Annotated in this window: 24 protein-coding genes and 1 pseudogene; 16 read left to right on the top strand and 9 right to left on the bottom strand. The window is 54.5% G+C overall.

Translation table 11 applies throughout. The annotated features are described in order from the left end of the window. Positions 1-71 precede the first annotated feature (71 nt). The 6 genes from AC3Y5R_RS02165 to pspA form a co-directional block, all read right to left on the bottom strand. Entirely contained in the window at positions 72-1,109 is a 1,038-nt protein-coding gene (locus AC3Y5R_RS02165; protein ID WP_489919948.1) for a TIGR01620 family protein, read from the bottom strand. Beyond that, on the bottom strand, positions 1,106-2,503 hold the full coding sequence (locus AC3Y5R_RS02160; RefSeq protein WP_489919947.1) for a YcjX family GTP-binding protein: 1,398 nt from the start codon (positions 2,501-2,503) through the stop codon (positions 1,106-1,108). Before AC3Y5R_RS02160 ends, AC3Y5R_RS02165 begins: the two co-directional genes overlap by 4 nt. An 83-nt stretch (positions 2,504-2,586) precedes the next feature. Further along, complete coding sequence (pspD, locus tag AC3Y5R_RS02155; protein ID WP_158781563.1) at positions 2,587-2,811, bottom strand: phage shock protein PspD; 225 nt, start codon at positions 2,809-2,811, stop codon at positions 2,587-2,589. Positions 2,812-2,867: 56 nt separating this feature from the next. After that, positions 2,868-3,233 (bottom strand): envelope stress response membrane protein PspC, encoded by a 366-nt coding sequence (gene pspC / locus AC3Y5R_RS02150; RefSeq protein WP_158781564.1) that lies wholly within the window; start codon positions 3,231-3,233, stop codon positions 2,868-2,870. Beyond that, on the bottom strand, positions 3,230-3,457 hold the full coding sequence (pspB, locus tag AC3Y5R_RS02145; RefSeq protein ID WP_158781565.1) for an envelope stress response membrane protein PspB: 228 nt from the start codon (positions 3,455-3,457) through the stop codon (positions 3,230-3,232). The genes pspC and pspB overlap by 4 nt, the downstream gene beginning before the upstream one ends. Before the next feature lie 64 nt (positions 3,458-3,521). Beyond that, positions 3,522-4,187, bottom strand: coding sequence for a phage shock protein PspA (gene pspA / locus AC3Y5R_RS02140; RefSeq protein WP_489919946.1), 666 nt, complete (start codon positions 4,185-4,187; stop codon positions 3,522-3,524). A 175-nt stretch (positions 4,188-4,362) separates the two neighbouring features. Between pspA and pspF the strand changes: the two genes are divergently transcribed. Then, positions 4,363-5,361: a phage shock protein operon transcriptional activator gene (gene pspF, locus AC3Y5R_RS02135; protein ID WP_489919945.1), complete on the top strand. Its 999-nt coding sequence runs from the start codon at positions 4,363-4,365 to the stop codon at positions 5,359-5,361. A gap of 19 nt (positions 5,362-5,380) precedes the next feature. On the opposite strand, the gene AC3Y5R_RS02130 is transcribed toward pspF, so the two are convergent. Further along, a complete protein-coding gene (locus AC3Y5R_RS02130) occupies positions 5,381-6,109 on the bottom strand; it encodes a FadR/GntR family transcriptional regulator (RefSeq protein ID WP_489919944.1) in 729 nt (242 codons plus the stop codon). Between the two features lie 339 nt (positions 6,110-6,448). Here AC3Y5R_RS02130 and AC3Y5R_RS02125 point away from each other — a divergent pair, with 339 nt between their 5' ends. The 13 genes and pseudogenes from AC3Y5R_RS02125 to AC3Y5R_RS02065 all read left to right on the top strand — a co-directional run bounded on the left by AC3Y5R_RS02125 (position 6,449) and on the right by AC3Y5R_RS02065 (position 19,267). Next, positions 6,449-7,579: an amidase gene (locus AC3Y5R_RS02125; protein WP_489919943.1), complete on the top strand. Its 1,131-nt coding sequence runs from the start codon at positions 6,449-6,451 to the stop codon at positions 7,577-7,579. A 92-nt stretch (positions 7,580-7,671) separates the two neighbouring features. After that, positions 7,672-7,887 (top strand): annotated as a pseudogene (locus AC3Y5R_RS02120) (amidase family protein); the annotation flags it as partial. A gap of 67 nt (positions 7,888-7,954) precedes the next feature. Next, on the top strand, positions 7,955-8,749 hold the full coding sequence (locus AC3Y5R_RS02115) for a transporter substrate-binding domain-containing protein (protein WP_489919942.1): 795 nt from the start codon (positions 7,955-7,957) through the stop codon (positions 8,747-8,749). 64 nt (positions 8,750-8,813) lie between these two features. Then, positions 8,814-10,193 carry an aminotransferase gene (locus tag AC3Y5R_RS02110; RefSeq protein WP_489919941.1) on the top strand — a complete coding sequence of 460 codons (1,380 nt, stop codon included), beginning with the start codon at positions 8,814-8,816 and terminating at the stop codon, positions 10,191-10,193. Positions 10,194-10,253: 60 nt separating this feature from the next. After that, positions 10,254-10,961 (top strand): amino acid ABC transporter permease, encoded by a 708-nt coding sequence (locus AC3Y5R_RS02105; RefSeq protein ID WP_489919940.1) that lies wholly within the window; start codon positions 10,254-10,256, stop codon positions 10,959-10,961. Positions 10,962-10,970: 9 nt separating this feature from the next. Next, a complete protein-coding gene (locus AC3Y5R_RS02100; RefSeq protein WP_489919939.1) occupies positions 10,971-11,624 on the top strand; it encodes an amino acid ABC transporter permease in 654 nt (217 codons plus the stop codon). Beyond that, positions 11,611-12,339 (top strand): amino acid ABC transporter ATP-binding protein, encoded by a 729-nt coding sequence (locus tag AC3Y5R_RS02095; RefSeq protein ID WP_489919938.1) that lies wholly within the window; start codon positions 11,611-11,613, stop codon positions 12,337-12,339. The genes AC3Y5R_RS02100 and AC3Y5R_RS02095 overlap by 14 nt, the downstream gene beginning before the upstream one ends. Before the next feature lie 323 nt (positions 12,340-12,662). Continuing rightward, a complete protein-coding gene (gene sapA, locus AC3Y5R_RS02090; RefSeq protein ID WP_489919937.1) occupies positions 12,663-14,285 on the top strand; it encodes an ABC transporter substrate-binding protein SapA in 1,623 nt (540 codons plus the stop codon). 2 nt (positions 14,286-14,287) lie between these two features. Further along, positions 14,288-15,253 (top strand): putrescine export ABC transporter permease SapB, encoded by a 966-nt coding sequence (gene sapB / locus AC3Y5R_RS02085; RefSeq protein ID WP_489919936.1) that lies wholly within the window; start codon positions 14,288-14,290, stop codon positions 15,251-15,253. Continuing rightward, a complete protein-coding gene (gene sapC, locus AC3Y5R_RS02080; protein ID WP_489919935.1) occupies positions 15,240-16,130 on the top strand; it encodes a putrescine export ABC transporter permease SapC in 891 nt (296 codons plus the stop codon). The genes sapB and sapC overlap by 14 nt, the downstream gene beginning before the upstream one ends. Then, positions 16,131-17,123 (top strand): putrescine export ABC transporter ATP-binding protein SapD, encoded by a 993-nt coding sequence (gene sapD, locus AC3Y5R_RS02075; protein ID WP_489919934.1) that lies wholly within the window; start codon positions 16,131-16,133, stop codon positions 17,121-17,123. Then, positions 17,123-17,941, top strand: coding sequence for a putrescine export ABC transporter ATP-binding protein SapF (sapF, locus tag AC3Y5R_RS02070; protein ID WP_489919933.1), 819 nt, complete (start codon positions 17,123-17,125; stop codon positions 17,939-17,941). Before sapD ends, sapF begins: the two co-directional genes overlap by 1 nt. Positions 17,942-18,115: 174 nt before the next feature. Continuing rightward, positions 18,116-19,267: a CMD domain-containing protein gene (locus tag AC3Y5R_RS02065; protein ID WP_489919932.1), complete on the top strand. Its 1,152-nt coding sequence runs from the start codon at positions 18,116-18,118 to the stop codon at positions 19,265-19,267. A gap of 36 nt (positions 19,268-19,303) precedes the next feature. On the opposite strand, the gene AC3Y5R_RS02060 is transcribed toward AC3Y5R_RS02065, so the two are convergent. Both AC3Y5R_RS02060 and AC3Y5R_RS02055 read right to left on the bottom strand, forming a co-directional pair. After that, positions 19,304-20,203, bottom strand: coding sequence for a LysR family transcriptional regulator (locus AC3Y5R_RS02060; protein WP_489919931.1), 900 nt, complete (start codon positions 20,201-20,203; stop codon positions 19,304-19,306). Between the two features lie 417 nt (positions 20,204-20,620). Further along, complete coding sequence (locus AC3Y5R_RS02055; protein WP_489919930.1) at positions 20,621-20,860, bottom strand: DNA polymerase V; 240 nt, start codon at positions 20,858-20,860, stop codon at positions 20,621-20,623. A gap of 288 nt (positions 20,861-21,148) precedes the next feature. Here AC3Y5R_RS02055 and AC3Y5R_RS02050 point away from each other — a divergent pair, with 288 nt between their 5' ends. Next, the gene (locus AC3Y5R_RS02050; RefSeq protein WP_489919929.1) at positions 21,149-21,766 is read left to right on the top strand and encodes a DUF2142 domain-containing protein; all 618 of its coding nucleotides are present in this window, start codon (positions 21,149-21,151) and stop codon (positions 21,764-21,766) included. Then, on the top strand, positions 21,766-22,365 hold a 600-nt coding region (locus AC3Y5R_RS02045), incomplete at its 3' end, for a hypothetical protein (RefSeq protein WP_489919928.1). The genes AC3Y5R_RS02050 and AC3Y5R_RS02045, both read left to right, overlap by 1 nt.

The raw sequence follows: 22,365 nt of genomic DNA, 5'->3' as shown, positions 1-22,365 counted from the left end.
CGGGCGAGCCCTGATGATACTCTATCAGGGCAGGCGCCAGAAGAGTTCTGGAAGGAAATCTTGACAGTTGATCACTTCTGCAGCGTTTCTTTCAGTTGAGTCACCAGATCGCGGCGAAAATCCCCCAACCGTGGCTTATCATCTTCCATCCACGGCAGCGGACGGCATAACTCCATGGTTTTGATCCCCAACCGGGCCGTCAGTAAACCGGCCCCGATCCCCTGTGCTGCACGGGCAGAAAACCGTGCCGCTAGATCCTGTGACATCCAGTCCATACCCACCTCCCTGACCAGCTCAGATGCACCGGCAAAGGCTATGTTGAGCAGGACCAGTCGGAACAGGCGAATGCGACTGAAGTAGCCCAGCTCAATGCCATAAATCGCAGCAATACGGTTAACCAGCCGCAGATTGCGCCAGGCGATAAAAGCCATATCCACCAGCGCCAGCGGGCTGACAGCGATCATCAGCGTGGACTCCGCTGAACTGCGGCCAATTTCCCGACGGGCCTGACGATCCAGCACCGGCTGCACCAGTTGGGCATACAGTGCGACGATTTCACGGTCGTTATGAGTTTCATGCAGCGAGGCATGCCAGCGTTGCAGCGCAGGATGCGCCTGATCCAGCCCGGCCTGACGCGCCAGCTTTTCACAAAACTCACGGCCTTTTCCCACCCCATGGCTGTTCAGCAACTCGCGGGCAACGTCACGCTCATCGGCTCGCTCCCTCAGCCGATACAGACGACGCCATTCGGCAATCAGCGAACCCGCTCCGGCGCAAACGATCAGCCCACCGGCCACACAACCACCCATAGCAATCCAGTCCTGCTGAACCCAGGCGTTATGCGTCCACTGCGCGCCCTGCGCCACCACACTGACGCCAAAAACGGCCAGCCCGGCTTTCACCATCCTGCGCCACAAGCTCCGTTTCGGACGCAGAGCGGCTTCCACCACTTTTTCTCCTGCACCCTCTTCCTCCGGCTCTTTTTCAGGATCGACAGCCACAAACTGGCTCTCCTGTTGCTCAAAAGCCTGAGCCGCCTTCAGCGTTAACGTTTTGTCCGCTTCCAGCGGCTGCGCGAAATCTATCCGCGGTTTCAGCGGGGCGTTCATCGCAATTTATCTCCCAGTAAAAATTCCAGCGCGGCATCCAGCCGGATATGCGGCAAAGGACGGTCAATGTCCAGATCCTGCGGCCGGAACTGTTCAAAATGGAACCCCTGCTTCTGCCAGAATGCGTGGCCCGGCAGCCTTGGCGGCACTTCTCCCGGATAGACGGTCAGCGGCTCATTGTCTCCAAGTCGGTGCCCGCGCAATGCCGGGATCTTCTCGCCCTGATGATCCACCAGTCCGCTCTGCGTGGCCTGTACAGAAGCCAGCCCCACGCAGTCCATGGTGATCCCTTCGAAAGCCGCGTTCTGCCAGGCATCCTGCACCAACTGCTGCAGCAACGAGACCAGGTTGGCATGCTGGTCGCCCGTCACATGATCGGATTTGGTGGCAGCGAACAGCAGCTTATCAATTACCGGTGAAAACAGTCGACGGAACAGCGTCCGCTGGCCGTACGAGAAGCTTTGCATCAGTTGGGTCAGCGCCAGCCGCATATCGTTAAATGCCTGCGGTCCGCTGTTCAGTGGCTGCAGGCAATCAACCAGCACAATCTGGCGGTCAAAGCGCAGGAAATGGTTCTTATAAAAGCCTTTTACCACGTGCTGGCAATAGTAGTTGTAGCGCGCGCGCAGCATGCCGATATTGGTACTGGCATCGGCCTGTGCCAGTCTTGACTCACCGCTTTCATCCACCTGTGGCCACGGAAAAAACTGCAAAGCTGGTGCGCCAGCCATGTCGCCGGGCAGCACAAACCGACCGGGCTGGATAAAATGCAGCCCTTCCTGTTTGCACTTCACCAGGTAGCCGGTCCAGGCCGCGGCAATCTCCGCAAGGCGGTTCTCATCAGCCGGTGCCAGCGGGTCAAACCCTTCACAGAGTTTCTGCCAGTGCGATGACCAGCTGGCGCGATCGCCCAGCAGCAGACCGGTCATCTGTCGCGACCAACTGAGGTAATCCTGTGCCAGCATAGGCAGGTCGAGCAGCCATTCCCCGGGATAATCGACAATTTCCAGGTACAACGTGGAGGTATCTTTGAAGTGACGCAGCAGGGACTCACGGGAGCGGTAGCGCAGCGCCAGGCGCATTTCACTCACACCCCGCGTTGGCGTGGGCCAGGCGGGCGGCGCGCCGTAAAGCTGCGAAAGCCCCTCATCATAGGTAAAGCGCTGGATGCCCAGATCTCGCTGAGGCACCCGCTTTACGCCAAGCAGGCGCTCTTCACGCACCGCCGAGAACATTGGCAGGCGCGCACCAGAGTTGACGTTAAGAAGTTGATTGACCAGTGAAGTGATAAAAGCGGTTTTCCCGCTGCGGCTGAGGCCGGTGACCGCAAGGCGCAGGTGGCGATCCGCGCCCCGGTTTACCAGCGACAGCAATTCATTTTGAAGTCGTTTCATCTGGGTGTCGGCACCTTTTTTTAATTTTTTTGCTCATTATATTTACAGCCAAGCGTAGCAAATTAAAGCGGTAATAACGATCTTCAGGACTTATTCCAGCGGGCAGTTGCGCCACGCATTGCACGACGGATTAAGGGCTCCAGCGCCCAGGCAAGAAGGATCTTCAGCGGGCGGCGGGCGACCGATTTCACCGCCAGGCCGGTCAGCCCCGCTGGCCCATAAGTCAGTGCGCTGATCAGCACAAATTTACCGGCCCTCTTCAACGCGGGCGCGGCATTACGACGAACAGATGATTGCCAGTTACGCATACTCATTCTCCGGTAAAAGGTGAAGGCCCGCACCCGGGCCCGCATTTGAAGAGGGTTTACAGCTGACGAAAACGGCTACGCACGCTGAACGTTTCTGACGTCACATAACGTTCCATTTCACGCAGGCTTCGCTCACCGCCGTTCAGTTCAGCACTCAGTTGATTGAGCAATTCATGTGCCGTTGGCGCTTTTTCCCCGTCGTGGGTGTAACTCTCCGGCATTTCATCCAGCACAAAAGCCAGCACGAAATAGACGATGGTGGTGAACATAAAGAGGCCGAAAAACATCGACAGCACCACAATCACCCGCACCAGCCGTACCGGGATCTCCAGGTAATCGGCTATGCCGGCACAGACCCCCTTCACTTTCCCTTGTGCCGGAATCCGGTAAAGCTTTCTCCCTTTAATTGTCACACCGCTCATTGCTGCCTCCAGTTGGGATGCTCAGCATCGAGGATCTCTTCCAGCGCCTTGATGCGCTCACGCATTCTACCTGCATCCTGAGTCAGCTGCTGCAGGCGCTGCAGTTCACCGGAGGACAGGTCGGCCCCGCCGTTCTGGCGGTTGCTGTAATGAAGCCATAACCAGATCGGTGCCACGAACAGCACAAATATCGTCAGGGGTATGGCCAGAAATAACGCGCTCATTCACTCTCCTTGAAAATTCAGGCATTCGGGATGGCATCCGTCGCCGGACTGCCGTGCGCAGCGGTTACTCGCTGCGGTTCATTTTGGCTTTCAGCGCGGCCAGCTGCTCACCGATTTCGTCATCAGCCTGCAACTCAGCAAACTGCTGATCCAGCGTTTTCTGTTTGCCAAAGCGCTGGCTTTCCTCTTCGGCTTCCATATGATCGATACGGCGCTCAAAGGATTCAAAACGAGCCATTGCCTCATCGATCTTACCGCTATCCAGCTGGCGACGCACATCGCGAGAAGAAGAAGCGGCCTGGTGGCGCAGCGTCAGCGCCTGCTGACGGGCGCGGGTTTCACTGAGTTTTTGCTCCAGCTCGCCGATTTCGCCTTTCATACGGGTCAGGGTTTCTTCCACCTGCTCCACTTCACTTTTCAGTGAGGCGGTCAGCTCGGTCAGCTTCTGTTTTTCAATCAGCGCCGCACGGGCCAGGTCATCTTTGTCACGACGCAGCGCCAGCTCGGCTTTCTCCTGCCATTCCGCCTGCTGGGTTTCAGCCTGATCGATACGACGCAGCAGCTGTTTCTTTTCAGCCAGCGCGCGGGCGGAGGTGGAACGAACTTCAACCAGCGTGTCTTCCATTTCCTGGATCATCAGGCGTACCAGCTTTTGCGGATCTTCCGCTTTTTCCAGCAGCGAGTTGATATTGGCGTTCACGATGTCAGCAAAACGAGAAAAAATACCCATAATCCAAATCCTCTGTAGTCTGTTTGAATTGCGCGGTGCGCTGATTAATTGATGCAATTGTCTTATTCAATTAGCGTGCCAATTTTTATCTTATTGATTTTTAGGCATTACCACCCTTTACAGCGCGGTACTGATTGTCTAATGTGGTGTAAATCACTAACACCTGGTGAATTTAATGAGCGAATTTAACGATATCCTGCTGGGGGAGTCGAACAACTTCCTGGAAGTGCTGGAACAGGTTTCCCGCGTGGCGCTGCTGAACAAACCGGTGCTGGTCATCGGCGAACGCGGAACCGGCAAAGAACTGATCGCCAGCCGCCTGCACTACCTGTCCGACCGCTGGCAGGGACCTTTCATTTCGCTTAACTGCGCGTCGCTGAATGAGAATCTGCTCGACTCTGAGCTGTTCGGCCACGAAGCCGGAGCCTTTACCGGCGCGCAGAAGCGCCATCTGGGCCGCTTTGAACGTGCCGATGGCGGTACGCTGTTTCTCGACGAGCTGGCCACGGCTCCGATGCTGGTGCAGGAAAAATTGCTGCGCGTGATCGAGTACGGCCAGCTGGAACGTGTTGGTGGCAGCCAGCCCTTACAGGTCAGCGTGCGGCTGGTTTGCGCCACCAATGATGATCTGCCTTTACTGGCGCAACAGGGAAAATTTCGCGCCGATCTGCTGGACAGGCTGGCGTTTGACGTGGTCCAGCTGCCGCCTCTGCGTGAGCGGCGCAGCGATATTCTGGTCATGGCAGAACATTTTGCCATTCAGATGTGCCGCGAGCTGGGGTTGCCTCTGTTTCCGGGCTTCTCCCCGGCAGCGCGGCAGGTTCTGCTGGACTATGGTTGGCCGGGTAACGTGCGGGAGCTGAAGAACGTGGTCGAGCGCTCGGTCTATCGCCACAGCGAAACTGAACAGCAGCTGGATAACATCATTATCAATCCCTTTCAGCGCAAACAACCTTCAGTGACCGATGAAAACCCACAGCAGGACGTCCTGCCTGCGCTTCCCCTGGATCTGCGCCGCTGGCAGAACCAGCAGGAGAAAGATCTGCTGGATAAAAGCCTGCAACAGGCGCGTTTTAATCAGCGTCGCGCCGCAGAACTTCTGGGCGTTACCTACCACCAGCTGCGGGCGATGATGAAGAAGCATGATGTGGATTTGAAAGGCGAGCCGGAGTAGCCTGGCTGCCGGTTGCGGATCAGCTCCCCCTGGATGAACCAGAAATAGCAAGCAGGGCCTGGCGGATATGTTCAAGATGGCGGATCATTGCCAGCCTTGACTGTACCGGGCTTCCCAGGCGGATTGCCGCGAGGATTTCCCGGTGATCCTCAATCCACACGGACCAGTATTTTTTCATCTGCATTCTGGCATGAATTGAGTTCCACAACGGCGAGTTCAGCTGTGCCTGCCAGAGCTGATCGCACACTGCCACCAGCATACCGTTGCCCGTCGCGGCGGCCAGCGCAACGTGAAAGCGATGGTCGCCCTCATCAGCTTCTTTTCCGCTCTGATGCTCCTTCAGCATCACCCTGATGCACTCTTCCAGCCGGGCAGGTAGTGAAGGATCGGCTTTGGCGGCAGCCATGGCCGCAATCTCAGGCTCAATCATCAGCCGGACATCAATCGTTTCAAATGGACCAATCCCGCTTGCCGCCAGATCTGCCACCGGCTTTTGTCCGGTGACATACACTCCACCCTTGCTACGAATTTCAACCATGCCACTGATAGAGAGCGCCAGCAGAGCTTCTCTGATTGTCGGCCTTGAAACTTCATAACGTTTTGCCAGCTCTCTTTCTGGCGGCAGCTTGTCTCCAATTTCATATTTGTGCCCAATTTGTGCGGCCAGATCTTCCGCAATAACCTGATAAGCACGGCGGATCGGTGGAGCTTCCTGCTGCTGGCTGTCCGGACGGGAATCTTCAATCATAACTTCCTCCTGGTCTGACCAAAACATGGCACAGGGCGAATTTTCTCCGCAACACGTTCCCTTTATCTCTCTGCTGAAGGCGATTTATAACGCTGCTTCCTGAAGATAACACTGCACAAAATCTCACCATAAATTAATGGTATGACACTTTATTATTTTAAAATCAATTAGCTATAAACTGCGCAAAAAACAAGCTGTTTTTTCCTTGACAGTAAAAAAGCTTTGTCGCTGTCTTGGCCTTACCAGCCTGGTCAAGCCAGAAAAAACAGCACCGCCACCGGCCAGGCCTCCCCACGCCTGAAGCCGCAAGCTGAGCAGAGTGATAACCAGGAACAGAGCATGACTGATTTTCAAAAGAATGCGGATACAGGTTATATGTCAGTAGCAGAATTGCAGACGGCTTATGCGGCCAAAACGCTGTCACCGGTTGAGGTCACCAGCGCGATTCTGGAACGAATTGAGGAGCTGAATCCGGCACTTAACGCTTTTGCGGTGATGATGCCTGAATCGGCGCTGGAGCAAGCCCGGGCCGCTGAACACGCCCTGTTACAGGGCAAGGACTTACCGCTACTGGGTATCCCGGTCACCATCAAAGACGCCATTGATGTTGAGGGGCACTATTCTTTGCAGGGATCGAAATGGCTGGCTTCCCATGCCAGACCTGCTCCGGAAGATAACCCGGTGGTCACCCGTCTTCGCGAGGCTGGGGCGATTATTCTTGGTAAGACCACAACATCGGAGATGTGCTGGTCGGGATTGAGTTATAACCCCCTGACCGGCATTACGCACAATCCATGGGCAAAAGGCATGAATGCCGGAGCTTCTTCCGCCGGAGCCGCGGTTTCTGCGGCGGCCGGATTTGGTCCACTGCATCTGGGATCAGACGGTGGAGGTTCGATCAGGATGCCGTGCCACTTCTGTTCGGTGTTTGGCATCAAACCGACCTATGGTCGCGTGCCGCATATTCCTGTCTCCAACAATGATTACGCCACCCATATCGGCCCAATCACCCGATCGGTGGAAGACAGTGCCAGAATGTTAAAAGTGCTGGCCGGGCCGCATTATCTCGATCACACCAGTCTCGAAGCTCCTCCTGCCGATTATTCCGCCCATCTCAAAGCCAGCATGAAGGGTAAAAAGATCGCTTTCAGTCCGGACCTCGGTCATGCACGTGTGGATGATGACGTGGCTGCGGTGATCCGTGAAGCTGCGGCGGTCTTCGCCAGTGAACTGGGCGCTGAAGTCGTGGAAGTCTCAACGGAATGGGGGCGAAAAGGCATCGATCTGGGCCGCTTCTTCTGGGCGGCGAAAGAAGCACGCCGCAACGGCATCCTGGATGAATGGTCCGCGAAAATGGGGCCGGATCTGGTGGCCTGTATGCGCGAAGGCAATGATTATTCTGCCGTCGAATTCCTCAACCGCCGTGACGAGAAGTTCCGCTATATCGCTGAGATCCAGCGTTTTATGTAAGAGTATGACTTTTGCTCACCCCCACCGCATCGGTAACCGCCTTCCCCCCTCAGCAGATGCGCCCGGACCACTAGCCGCAGCACGTCTGGGACTGGATGAGCTGGGCAGAATTTATGTACCCGTTCAACATGTCAAACAATCCCGCCGCGACCGTGCCCTGTGGCTTTACTCCTGCAGGTTTGCCTGTGGGCCTGCAGATCGTCGGTAAGCGCTTTGACGATCTTGGCGTATTGCAGGCTGCTGCCGCCTACGAGGCGGTTAATCCGGTTTATCAGCAGCGCCCTGATTTCCGTTCGTTTATTGCCTGAGGCTGAGTTCCCATTCAGCGCCTCTGGCTGTTCACCTGCCGTTAAGACTGACTAACAGGATAATGATATGAAATCCATCGCTAAGCTGCTGGCCCCGCTGGCCATCGCCTCCTGCCTTGCCCTGACCAGCATAACCGCCCATGCGGAAACCGCTATTGACCGGATACTGAGTGCCAAAAAGATCGTTATCGGTGTGCAGAATGATGTGCCGCCCTACAGCCAGGTTGGTCAGGACAATCAGGTTGAAGGGATGGACATTGATATTGCCAAAGCCATTGCCAAAGATCTGGGAGTGAAACTTGAGCTGGTGATCGTCAGCGGTTCAAACCGGGTACCGACACTGGTCTCTAACCGTGCCGACATGATTATTGCCACGGTTGGCATCAATCCTCAACGCGCAGCATCTGTGGCTCTGTCCATTCCTTACACCGCCTTTCCTATGGTGCTGATTGCGCCAAAAGATAAAAAGCTGACCAGCTACGCTGATACCAAAGGTATGACCATCGGACTGACACGCGGAACGATGCAGGATGATGTCGTTTCCCGCAGCGCCAGCGGTGCCACCATCCGCCGCTACGAGGACGATGCCACCACCATCCAGGCGCTGGTGACCAATCAGATTGATGCCACGGCGTTCGGCACAGTGGTGGCCGAAGATCTGGCAAAGCGCTTTCCCAATCTGAACCTCGAACCGAAATTTAACGCCTTCTCCGTCTACGCCGGGATTGCCATCCGCCGGACCGATCCTGACCTGCTGCAATGGGTAAATACCTGGATCTTCTACAACAAAAACAACGGATTCCTTAACGAGATGCACAAGAAATGGCTGAAAACGCCGCTGGAAACGCTGCCGACCTACTAATCGCCCGGGCGCAGGTGACCGCGCCGGTTGAAACCAGAACAGTGACCTTAAAGGGGATCCCCGTATGTCTGAAGATTTTGAAATGAGCGAGGCGCAGCGTGATATCCGTTACCACCTGCATTCACAAACCAATCCAGCACGCCTCAGCAGTGAAGGCCCGATGATTTTCACCCACGGCAAGGGCTGCCACGTTTATACCAATAAAGGCCAACAGCTCAGCGACGCGATGGCTGGTCTTTGGTGTACTTCCCTGGGCTTTTCTCATCCCCGTCTGGCAAAAGCGGCCAGCGAGCAGTATGAGAAGTTCGGTTTCTATCACACCTTCAATCAAAAAACGCCTGACATCACCATTCGTCTGGCGGAAGAGATGGTCAGGCTGTCACCGATTGCCGATGCTCACGTCTATTTTGCCACTTCAGGTTCGGAAGCCATCGAGACGATGGTGAAGCTGGCCTGGATGCACCATGCAGGTCGTGGTGAACCCCAGAGAAGGAAAATCATCACCCGGCAGCGCTCATTTCATGGCTCCACGATCGTTGCCGCGTCAATGACCGGCTTGCCACGTATGCACAGGGAATTCGGTTTACCTCTGCCCGGCTTCCTGCACACCGCCTGCCCCGATTTCTATCGTGAAGGCCGCCAGGGGGAAACGGAACAACAGTTCGTCAGTCGACTGGCGGCCGAACTGGAACAGATGATCGCTGAGGAAGGCCCGGAGAGCATCGCTGCTTTTGTTGCTGAGCCGATCAACGCCGGTGGTGGCATTGTCGTGCCACCTGCAGGCTATTTTGCGGCCATCCAGGAGGTCCTTAACCGCTACGGCATTCTCTGCCTCGCCGATGAGATCATCTGTGGGTTCGGCCGCACCGGCAACTGGTTTGGCTGCGAAACAGTCGGCATGAAACCGGACATGCTGGCGGTGGCGAAAGGACTGACCTCTTCCTATTTCCCTGTTTCTGCCGTGTATCTGTCGGACGAAATCTACCAGAGCCTCACCGCTTTCAATCGGGACGGCAGCCTGTTCGGTCACGGTTTCACCAACTCCGGCCACCCTGTCGGCGCTGCCGTCGCGCTGGAAACACTGGCGGTCTACCACGAAATGGAGGTCGTCAGCCACGTCCGGAAAATGGGCAATCGCCTGAAGGAAGGGCTGCTGGCAATAAGCAACCGCTCAGCCATAGTCGGCCAGGTGCGCGGTGAGGGGCTGATGATCGGGGTGGAATTGATGCAAAACCCTGAACAGTGCATCCCCTTCCCGGCTGAACTCGCGGTGGGTGCCGCCTTCGACCGCTGTGCGCTGGCAAACGGTCTGATTATTCGCGCGATGGGCGATGTGATTGGTTTCTGCCCGCCGCTGATTGCGGGCGAACAGGAAATTGATGAAATATTGACCCTATTCGCTAAAACGCTGGACGAAACAGAAAAGCAGTTCTCAGCTCTCTAACCGGCTCCGGCAGGGGCTGGTGCCCCTGCCGCTGTTTTCCCTCAGGCAGAAGGCGGCTCTATGGAATACGTCCTGCAGTTTGGTGCTGTGTTTCAACACAGCGATCTGATTATCTCTGGCCTGATCAATACGGTGATCCTCTCCGCCTCCGCGATTGTGATTGGTTTTGCATTGGGTGTTTTTTGCGCCAGAGTCCGTACCGAAGGAGGCAAAGCCTCTCGCCTGGTTGTGGCGGGTTATGTTGAAGGCATTCGCAATACGCCTTTTCTCGCCCAGCTTTTTTTGCTGGCGTTTGGCCTGCCGCAATTTGCCGCTTTTTGCGGGTTTGCGGTGCGCTTATCCCCGGAGAGCATTGCCATCGTGGCTTTGAGCCTGAATCTGGGAGCCTACGCCACTGAAATTGTCCGTGCCGGGCTGGAATCAACGCCCCGCAGCCAGATCGAGGCCGCACAAAGCCTTGCCCTGACGCCTTCGCAGATCTTTTTCCGCGTAAAGTTACCTCCCGCACTGCTGAAGGTTTTTCCCGCGCTGAACAGCCAGTTCATTTTACAGATGTTGGGTTCCAGTATTGTCTCCGTTATTGCAGTACAGGAGCTGACGGCCGCAGCAGGCACCATTCAGGCCGAAACATTCCGTGCCTTCGAGACCTATATCGTGGTGATGATGCTCTATTTCGTGATGGCCTGGGTGTTTCGCGGCATTTTTACCGCGCTGGCTGGTCATTTCTGGCGCTGGCGTCCCGCGTTTAAGCGCCAGCAATCCACCTGATAAGGAGTGATGATGAGGACATTTGGCTTCAACGAGGCTTTTTATCTGTTACAGGCCGCTCAGTGGACGCTGTATCTGTCGCTGTTAACCTTTGGATTATTAGGCAGCGTGATTGGCTTTTTGATCGCGCTGATGCGCTCGTCTTCGTCCTACAAATTGCGCACGATCAGCGGTTTCTACGTGCAAATTTTTCAGAACACACCGCTGCTGATGCAGCTGTTCCTGATCTATTTCGGCCTGAGTATTTTAGGCCTGCGCCTGCCTGCAGTGGTGGCAGCCGGTATTGCTCTGACCTTTTTTGCTTCGGCCTTTCTCGGCGAAATCTGGAAAGGCTGTATTGAGTCCATTCCCCGCCAGCAGTCCGAAGCGGCAGAATCACTGGCCCTGACGCCATGGCAACGTATGCGTTATGTGGTGATCCCACAATCGGTACGAATTGCCACACCGCCTACCGTAGGCTTCTTTGTGCAAATCATTAAGGATACCTCGCTGACCAGCATTGTCGGCATGACGGAACTGATGCGTGCCGCCACCACCATGAACAATGCCACGATGCAGCCGATGGGGGTATTTATGGTGGTTTGCATTATCTATTTCGTTATCTGCTTCCCGCTGTCTCTGCTGAGCCGCAAACTTGAGGGGCGTTTACATGTCATTCGTTAGCGTTAGAAACTTACATAAACACTATGGCGAGACCCAGGTGATCCGGGGCGTCAGTTTCGATATCACCGCAGGTGAAGTCCTGGTACTGCTGGGAAAAATCGGCAGCGGGAAATCAACCCTGCTGCGCTGCCTGAACGGGCTTGAGCAGGCGCAGTTCGACGCCATCCATGTTGCCGGGCATGACATGAGTTATGAACCCGTCGCATTGAGGCAACTGCGTATGGATGTGGGTATCGTCTTTCAGCAGTACAATCTGTTCCCTCACCTCACCGTCGGCCAGAACATTATGTTAGCCCCACAGCTGGTGCGGAAAGTCTCTGCCGCCAGCGCCAGGTCAGCAGCAGAAAAAGTCCTGACGCAGGTTGGGCTGACGGAAAAATTTGACGTCTATCCGGAGAGCCTGTCAGGAGGGCAACAGCAGCGCGTAGCTATCGCCCGTTCACTGGCGCTTAAACCCCAACTGATGCTGTTTGACGAGGTCACCTCCGCGCTGGATCCGCAGCTGACCGGTGAAGTGCTGAACGTAATGGAAGATCTTGCCTCTCAGGGGATGGCCATGGTGGTAGTCACGCATGAGCTGAATTTTGCCCGCAAGGTAGCCGACAAAATTATTTTTATGCATGATGGCCGGATCTGTGAACAGGGAACGCCGGAACAGATGTTTACGGCACCGGCCAGCGATGAGTTTCGCAGTTTCCTGCAGGCGGCCGGCTAAACGCTTCAGTAAAAAAAAAGCCCGCGCAAGGCGGGCTGAAAATACTGGAAGCAATGTGAGCAATGTCGTGCTCTTCTTCGGTAGAGCCACCGTCGAAGCGCAGGGGAATAGTAATCATTCTCGTTATCACTTGTAAAGCATTTTGTTGAGAATTTTTCTCATTTCCATAGCGACACTGTGCGTATTCTGAACAGCCCTGCCGTTACTGTGGATTCCATTATGTTGCCGCTTCGCACGAAAAAACGTCAGTTGTCCCTGCAAACTTTGGGCGAGACCGGAAGGTGCGATACACTCTGACTATTGCCTGATATTTCAGATGACTTATGCGCACATTTTTCTCCACCTTCTTGCTTGGCCTCAGCGTGTTCAGCGCTGCTGCCTGGTCCGCCACACCGGGCGATATCCGTCAGAGCGGCTTTGTCTATTGCGTCAGCGGCGCGGTGACCACCTTTAACCCGCAGATGGCCAGCGGCGGACTGGTGGTCGACACGCTCGCCGCCCAACTTTATGACCGTTTGCTGGATGTTGATCCCTACACGTACCGGCTGATCCCGGAGCTGGCAGAAAGCTGGGAGGTGCTGGATAACGGCGCAACTTACCGTTTCCATCTGCGCCATAATGTCCCCTTCCAGAAAACCAGCTGGTTTAAGCCCAGCCGCCCGATGAACGCTGACGATGTGGTATTCAGCTTCCAGCGCATTTTCGACCGCAACTCCGCCTGGCATAATGTCAATGGCGGCAGCTATCCCTATTTCGACAGCCTGCAATTTGCCGATTCGGTGCAAAGCGTGAAAAAGCTGGATAAAGATACCGTCGAAATCCGGCTGAACAGCCCGGATGCCTCGTTCCTCTGGCATATCGCCACTCATTACGCGCCGGTTCTGTCAGCCGAGTATGCTGACCAGCTGACTAAAGCGGGTCGTCAGGAGCAGATGGACCGCCAGCCGGTGGGTACCGGTCCGTTTCAACTGAGTGAGTATCGCACCGGCCAGTACATTCGACTGGCGCGCAATCCTTCCTGGTGGAAAGGGCAACCTAAAATGCCGCAGGTGGTGATTGATATGGGAGCGGGCGGCACCGGGCGGCTCTCCAAGCTGCTGACCGGGGAGTGCGACGTGCTGGCCTATCCCGCCGCGAGCCAGATTTCAATTCTGCGTGACGATCCCCGCCTGCGCCTGACGCTGCGCCCGGGGATGAATATTGCCTATCTCGCCTTCAATACCCGCAAAGCACCGCTTGACCGGCCGGAAGTCCGGCAGGCGCTGTCGCTGGCGATCAACAATGAACGCCTGATGGAGTCGATCTATTACGGCACGGCAGAAACCGCAGCTTCAATCCTGCCGCGCGCCTCCTGGGCTTATGATAACGACGCCAGAGTGACGGAATATAATCCACAGAAATCCCGTGAGGAGCTGAAGGCGCTCGGGGTTGAAAACCTGCACCTTACGCTGTGGGTACCCACTTCTTCTCAGGCCTGGAACCCCAGTCCGTTGAAAACGGCTGAGCTGTTGCAGGCCGATCTGGCACAGGTAGGCGTAAAGGTAACTATTGTCCCGGTAGAGGGCCGCTTCCAGGAAGCCCGCCTGATGGAGATGAATCACGATCTGACCCTGACCGGCTGGGCCACTGACAGTAACGATCCGGACAGTTTTTTCCGCACTCTGCTCAGCTGTGCCGCTATGGGCTCACAGACCAACTATGCTCACTGGTGTGATACAGAGTTTGACCAAACCCTGCATAAGGCCCTGCTTTCGCAGCAGTTAGCCTCGCGTATTGAATATTATGACCGCGCGCAGACTATGCTGGCGAAGTCGCTGCCGGTATTGCCGCTGGCCTATTCCCTGCGTTTGCAGGCTTACCGTTATGATATCCACGGACTGGTGCTCAGCCCGTTTGGCAATGCGTCGTTTGCCGGGGTTTACCGGGATAAAGGCGAGGAAAAATAATCATGGTGATCTATACGCTGCGTCGGCTGGTGCTGTGGCTGGTCACGCTGTCGATGCTGACGCTGATCGGCTTCAGCCTGAGCTATTTCACCCCCCATGCGCCCCTGCAGGGTGCGTCGTTAACCGATGCCTTTATGTTCTGGTATAAGGGGCTGTTTCAGCTGGATTTTGGCGTATCCAGCATCAATGGTGAACTGATTAGTCATCAGTTGGGTGAAGTGTTTCCGGCCACCCTTGAACTGTGCATTATGGCCTTTGCTGTGGCGCTGCTGGCAGGCATCCCGATGGGTATCGCCGCAGGGATGATGCGCAACAAATGGCAGGACAAGACCATCAGCGCATTAGCCCTGCTGGGCTTCTCCATGCCGGTTTTCTGGCTGGCGCTGCTGCTGACGCTGTTCTTCTCGCTGAATCTTGGCTGGCTGCCGGTTTCCGGGCGCTTTGACCTGCTTTATCCGGTAAAAAATATCACGGGTTTTGCGCTGATTGATGCGTGGATGAGCCATTCTCCCTGGCGGCATGAGATGCTGGTCAGCGCACTGAAACACCTGATCCTGCCGGTCACCGCGCTGGCGGTTGCTCCGACAACCGAAGTGGTTCGCCTGCTGCGAATCAGTACGCGGGAAGTGATGGAGCAGAACTATATTAAAGCAGCGGCAACCCGTGGCCTTTCACGCCTGACCATCATTCGCCGCCATGTGTTGCACAATGCTCTGCCACCGGTGATCCCGCGCCTTGGCCTGCAGTTCTCGACCATGTTAACGCTGGCGATGATCACCGAAGTGGTGTTCAGCTGGCCAGGCCTGGGCCGCTGGCTGGTGGATGCAATCCGCCAGCAGGATTACGCCGCCATCTCTGCCGGAGTGATGATGGTGGGTGGCCTGGTGATAACCGTGAACGTGCTCGCCGATATTCTGGGTGCCATGACGACGCCACTGAAGCATAAGGAATGGTATGCCCTCCGATAATATTTACTCCGAAAAGCGATTGCCCAGCCCGCTGCGTAACACGTGGCGGCTGTTTTATCGTGACACCACCGCGATGGTCGGCCTTTATGCCTTTGGCGCGCTGCTGTTTGTCTGCATTTTTGGCCGCCTGCTGGCACCCTATGGCCTTGACCAGCAGTTCCTCGGTTATCAACTGCTGCCGCCTTCCTGGTCTCGCTATGGCGAAGTTTCTTTCTTCCTGGGAACCGATGACCTGGGCCGTGACGTGCTGAGCCGTCTGTTGAGCGGTGCTGGCCCGACCGTGGGGTCAGCAATTTTAGTGACCGTTCTCGCGTCGGTTTGTGCCATGGTGCTTGGGGTCTTTGCCGGCCTGACCCGTGGGCTTCGCTCCGCGGTGATGAACCATATCCTGGATACCCTGCTGTCGATCCCGTCGCTGCTGTTGGCGATCATTGTGGTGGCTTTTCTCGGTCCGAAGCTGGAGCATGCCCTGCTGGCAGTATTTCTGGCTATCATCCCGCGCCTGGTCAGGGCTATCTATACTGCGTTGCATGATGAGCTGGAAAAAGATTATGTGGTGGCTGCGCGTCTGGACGGTGCCACCAGCATGAATATCCTGCGCCACGCCATCCTGCCTAATATTCTGGCGCTGATGGTCAGCGAATTTACCCGGGCGCTGTCGATGGCGATCCTTGATATTGCCGCGCTGGGCTTTCTGGATCTGGGCGCGCAGTTGCCTTCGCCGGAATGGGGAGCCATGCTTGGAGATGCGCTGGAGCTGATTTATGTCGCTCCCTGGACGGTAATGCTGCCGGGTGCGGCAATCATGCTGAGCGTGCTGATTGTTAATCTGTTGGGTGACGGCGTCCGCCGGGCCATCGTTGCGGGAGTTGAATAAATGCCGCTGCTCGATATTCGTAACCTGACCATTGAATTTATGACTGCCGACGGGCCGGTGAAAGCGGTGGATCGCGTCAGTATCACCCTCACAGAGGGCGAAGTGCGCGGTCTTGTGGGTGAGTCTGGTTCAGGTAAGAGCCTGATTGCAAAGGCGATTTGCGGCGTCACCAAAGATAACTGGCGCATAACCGCTGACCGTATGCGTTTTGACGACATCGATCTGCTGCACCTGTCGCCCCGTGAGCGCCGTAAGCTGGTTGGTCATAACGTCTCGATGATTTTCCAGGAACCGCAGTCCTGTCTGGATCCTTCCGAGAGCATCGGTAAGCAACTGATGCAGGCTATTCCGGGCTGGACATACAAAGGCCGCTGGTATCAGCGTTTCCGCTGGTGCCATCGCCGGGCCATTGAGCTGCTGCACCGTGTCGGGATTAAAGATCATAAAGATATCATGCGCAGCTTCCCCTACGAACTGACCGAAGGCGAGTGCCAGAAAGCGATGATTGCCATTGCGCTGGCCAACCAGCCACGTCTGCTGATCGCCGATGAACCGACCAACGCAATGGAGCCAACCACCCAGGCACAGATTTTCCGCCTGCTGACGCGGCTCAATCAGAACAACAACACCACCATCCTGTTGATCAGCCACGATCTGCAGATGCTCAGTCACTGGGCAGATCGCATTAACGTGATGTACTGCGGCCAGACGGTGGAAACAGCGCCCAGCGATGAGCTGATCGCCTCGCCGCATCATCCTTATACTCAGGCGCTGATCCGTGCGATGCCGGACTTTGGCCTGTCGCTGCCGCACAAAAGCCGTCTGAATACGCTGCCGGGTGCCATTCCGTCACTGGAGCATCTGCCGATTGGCTGCCGTCTGGGGCCGCGATGTCCTTATGCACAGAAAACCTGCATTCAAAGACCACGACTGACCGGCGCAAAAACGCATCTGTTTGCCTGCCACTTCCCGCTTAACATGGAGAGTCAGTAATGGTTGAAACGCTGCTGGAAGTCCGCAGTCTCAGCAAGACTTACCGTTATCGTACCGGGCTGTTCAGACGACAGCATGTTGAAGCGGTGAAGGAAGTCAGCTTTATGCTGCGGGAACGCCAGACCCTGGCCATTATCGGCGAAAATGGCTCTGGCAAATCGACGCTGGCGAAGATGCTCAGCGGCATGATCGCACCCAGCGCAGGCGATATTGTGATTGATGACCATCCGCTGGAGTATGGCGACTACGGCTACCGCAGCCAACGTATTCGCATGATTTTTCAGGATCCTTCGACTTCACTGAATCCGCGTCAGCGCATCAGCCAGATCCTCGACTTTCCGCTGAGGCTCAATACGGAGCTGTCGGCGGAAGATCGTGAAAAGCGCATTATTGCCACGCTGCGCCAGGTGGGCTTGCTTCGCGATCATGCAGCCTATTATCCGCATATGCTGGCTCCGGGTCAGAAACAGCGTGTGGGTCTGGCCCGTGCGCTGATCCTGCAGCCCAAAGTGATCGTTGCCGATGAGGCGCTGGCCTCGCTGGATATGTCGATGCGTTCGCAGCTGGTTAACCTGATGCTGGAACTGCAGGACAAACACGGCATCGCCTATATCTATGTGACGCAGCATCTGGGGATGATGAAGCACATCAGCGACCAGGTGCTGGTGATGCATCAGGGCGAGGTTGTTGAGCGTGGCAGCACGGCGGACGTTCTCGCCTGCCCTCTGCATGACCAGACCAAACGGCTGATTAACAGCCATTTCGGTGAAGCCCTGACTGCCGATGCCTGGCGTAAAGATCGCATCGCCTTCCGTTAGAGTTCAGTCTTCACCAACTTGCCTTTAACCGCTCTGCCCTGAGCGGTTTCTGCCCGCTTTTTGCTTATCACTTCGCCGTTATGCTTTTCCGCTATTTATTAGCACCGATCGGTCTTTTGTTCGCCAATTCTCCTGCGCGAGGATAAGTGTTGCCCTGGTCGAATAGGAATGAACATGGAACAGCGCCGTTTTTCCGGCAACAGCCACTGGTATCATGAAACGCAATCCACGCTCACTTCACAAGCCGCACCGCTGGTCCCTGAGGCCGCGGATATTGAAGACCGTTTTCTGCTTGGTCTCGCGCCGCTTTGTGAAGGTGAACTGAAAAATACATTGCAGCAGGCACAGCCTGCTCTGCTGGCTTCCCGAGATCTTTATCAGCTATTGTTTCCACGGCAGCTCAGCACTTCGCACACGCATACCCTGACGTTGTATGATCGGCTCAGCACTGCGCTGACCGTTGCTCAGGTGACCGGAGTTCAGCGTTTGTGCAACCATTATGCAGCACGGCTTAATCCTCTATCCGGTCCGGACTCCTCCCGTGAGAGCAACCGCCGTCTGACGCAGATTACCGAGTATGCCCGGCAGCTTGCCAGCCAGCCAACGCTGATTGACGCTGTCGCACTGCAACGTCTCGATGACGTTGGGCTTACCGCTCCGGATATTATTACCTTTAGTCAGATTATTGGCTTTGTCAGCTACCAGGCCCGCCTGGTAGCCGGAATTAATGCCCTGCTCGCCCTGCCAGTCCGCTGGATACCGGGTGTTCCGGTTCCAGAGGATGCAGACGCTGAGTGCTTTGATCATACCGGGCCGTGGCTGCCCCAGTTGCCGCCTGTGGAGCTGCGCTATGCTTCAGCCAGCCAGCTCGAAGCACTGACCTTTTGCCAGCCACAGCAGGCGTTGAGTGAAAGCGCCTGGCTGCTGGCGCACGATGCCGCGGCACTGTATGGCTGGAGTCTGTTAATTAACACGCTGGAAGCCCCGCAGGAAACATCGGAAGGGGCTCTGGCAGCGGCCGTAACCGCCAGAATCAATGGCAGCCCGGCCTGTTTTTATCGCTATGCCAATGAGACGTTGCGCACGGCGCTGAAGGAAGGCATTGAGCATGCTGTGGCCACAGCCACTCCGCATGAGCAAGCGGTGATCCAGCTCGCCGCCCAGCTCACACGTTCACCGGAACGCTTTAATGCCGCTCATCTGCAACCGCTGAGTGAGTCAGGGCTGTCACTGCAGGCTGTTTTCGGCGTGATCCAGAGCGTGGCCCTGGCAAACTGGAACAATCGCTTGCTGCAAACGTTGGGATCAACCCGCGCTGCTGAGTAAGCCGCTATCGCGGGTGGGATGCTTTTCCTGCCATGCTCAGCGTTCGCTCAGCCAGCGGCGAACTTCGTCAAAGAAATGCTGTGACAGCGGTGTCGCCCGGCCCGACTCCGCAATAACAAGGGCCGCCTGCCGTGCCATTGGCGCAATCGCCAGCGGACGCGCCAGCAGCTCTGGCATCATTTCCGGCAGCAGATGACCACGCGGCGAGATCAGACAGCCCAATCCCACCTGCACACCCTGCGCCAGCTGAAACACCGACGTGGTTTCCAGAATCACTCTGGGATGCAATTCAGCCTCGCGGAAATGCATATCCAGATAACGCCGGAAATAACGAGTCTGTTCTGCCAGACATAATGGAATGTCTTTCAGCTCGCTGATGGACAGTTCGCCCTCGCCGACCAGTTGGGGAAAATGGCCGGGATGGAACACCACCTCAACACCATTATCCTGCAGCAGCCCGGCCTGAAAATGCAGCTCACGTAATGTTGCCAGTTCAAAGAATCCGATGCCGACATCCACGGTATGGCTGTTCAGCGCATCCAGCAGCTGATCGGCACTCAGCACCGCGACCCGATAATCCAACTGCGCAAAACGGTCGCTGATGCCTTTCAGTAATACAGGCAGCGACACGCTGCACTGTGGCACAACGCCAATCCTGAGCGTGCCCGTCACTCCGTGCTTCAGAGATTCCACTTCAAGCTTCAGACCCTGATAGACCGAAACGATCTCCCGCGCCCAGGTCAGCACCCGGTCGCCTTCTGGAGTGAAGCCATCAAAGTTGTTGCTGCGGTTAATCAGTGACAGCCCCAGCTCGCGCTCAAGGTTTTTCAGCCGCATCGACAACGTCGGCTGGCTGACAAAGCTGGCTTCTGCGGCGCGACCAAAATGCCGCTCGCGCTCAAGGTTACACAGGTAAATTAGCTGTTTGATGTCCATTGTTATTGTTTATCAATAAGTTGCAACACAATAAATTCATCACATGAAATTATATGTACTAATCCGTGTACTACTATTGATTTCAGCTCAAAATCTACCATTAAATAGTTGGCCGGTGATCTTCATAATGAGTCAGGATAGTGAAGGTAACAGCCCCCAACATCATAAGGTCGTCAAGAACAGGCCCTTCAATTGTTTCACCATCAGAAGTGATCAACGCCTTCCCCTGCATCTTACCGATTCCACACTGTCCGTAAAGCTCATAAATGAACGCCCCGCCCGGGAGACACAGCGCGGTCAATAACGTAGATGTCGCCATCAAGCCCAAACAGCTGAGATGTAGGACTGATGCGACATATCGTATTAAGGTTTGGCCGCTCTTGGATGTAATCTGTTGCAGGACTCGGAAATCCCATATCACCCTCCCCAGTTCGGATTGAATAGCATGAATGTGCGCCGATCACCTTCTTCCGTGCTGACGTCTTTGAAGCAGCTTTGGTAGTGCTCTATCCAGCCGTTCGCCTCCCTGAGCGACCAGTCAAAGTTGAAGGTTTTCAGCTCGTTGACAAAATCGGTTGTGCTGACCGTGCGCCGCCCGTTACCGGCAATCTTAATTGCATTCTTGAATGCGAAAGGGATCTCATAGTTGCGTGGCATAACTCACCTCAGATTACTGTATACATACACAGTATGTTTGCGGTCGATTGATGATCAACTGGCTTTTTGTATAGTTTCGGGAGGGTGTTGAAATGAGAGGGAATTTAGATTCGGGCAAAGCGAACCAGTATAAGAGTTCGCTGATTGTAAAGAAAACTTTATACTAGCATGAACCACTGATAGAATGCGTTGAAATATGCGATGCATTTAAGGGTAAGTTCATGGAAAATATAGAGAAAAAAAAATTATAGCTTATTTGTCCGTGGTTTTCATTGTTGGGATTTTTTTGTGTTCAACAATACACCGCTAACAGGACTTGATGAAAGGTTTCACTTCTTCCGAGCATTGCAGATTTCTCAAGGGGATTTTTTCGCGAAGGAGGTGGATGGAAAAAGATATTCCTGGGGGAGAGAGCTTGATGGAAAAATGATGGAATATGTTAGGCCATACATAGAAAATCAGGATCGAAAACTGCCAACAAGCAAATCAATTTTAAGCGATCATGCTAAGGTAGTTGATTCAATGGAAGGCGCATCCAATTGGAACATGATTTTCCCATCAACCGGATCTTACTCCCCAGTTATGTATCTGCCTTCGTCTCTGGGAATTATACTTGCAGATCTTGCAGGATTTGGTGTTGAGGGAAAACTATTCTCTGGTAGAATTTTCAATCTGGTCTTTTACGTTTTTATGCTTGCATGGCTTTACCGGGTAATGCCTTTCCTAAAAACACTTAGTGTAATGGTATTTACTTTCCCTACCATGATTAACTTAGCTTCTTCCTACAGCGCCGATCCCGTTACTAATTTACTTAAGCACTTTATATCGGTTACTGCATTAGATACGCCTACACAGAGGGTGAATATAAAAAACAAATATTTATTCTTGGTGCATTTACGGGGCTAATGAAAATGACAAACATTATATTCCTTCCGTTTGTTTTTCTTATAAAAAAAGAAAAGTTTAAAACAAATGTTGGATATCTTACTTTTGTATCTTTAGTCATTCTATCTGGTATAGTTTCAGCTGTTTTGTGGAATCATGCGTTCCCGTTCATCCCATCCGAATATTGGGCTACAGGAGCCAGCGCCAGTGATGCTGTCTCATACATCATCAGTAATCCTATGCAGGCATTATCAAGGATTGTGTCTAACTCTTACAGTCAGTTCCCAGTCCAAATGATAAACATATTTGCATACTTTGGTGGCGGACCAGCACCTTTCAACTGGATATTCAGCGGAGTATATATTGCCATCTTCTTTTTTATAGTTGCAGTTATGATTTCTAACAATTGCAGTGAAATAAAAATACCATCAGGTAAATTTGATATTGTTTTAGTATTTACTGTTACAATCACTAGCTATTACATCATATTTATTGCATTTTTTATTGGTTACTCACCTCTATCATCAACTGTTATTACAGGTATGGATTTGACCCTATATATCCAGACGTCTTTTCTCTCTTACGGTTGCGATAACTTCCTGCGTATATATTCCCGTGGT

Source organism: Erwinia sp. 009765445, from assembly GCF_058137865.1.
Note: the sequence above shows the minus strand (reverse complement) of the source record. Positions and strands in the feature narration are given on the sequence as shown.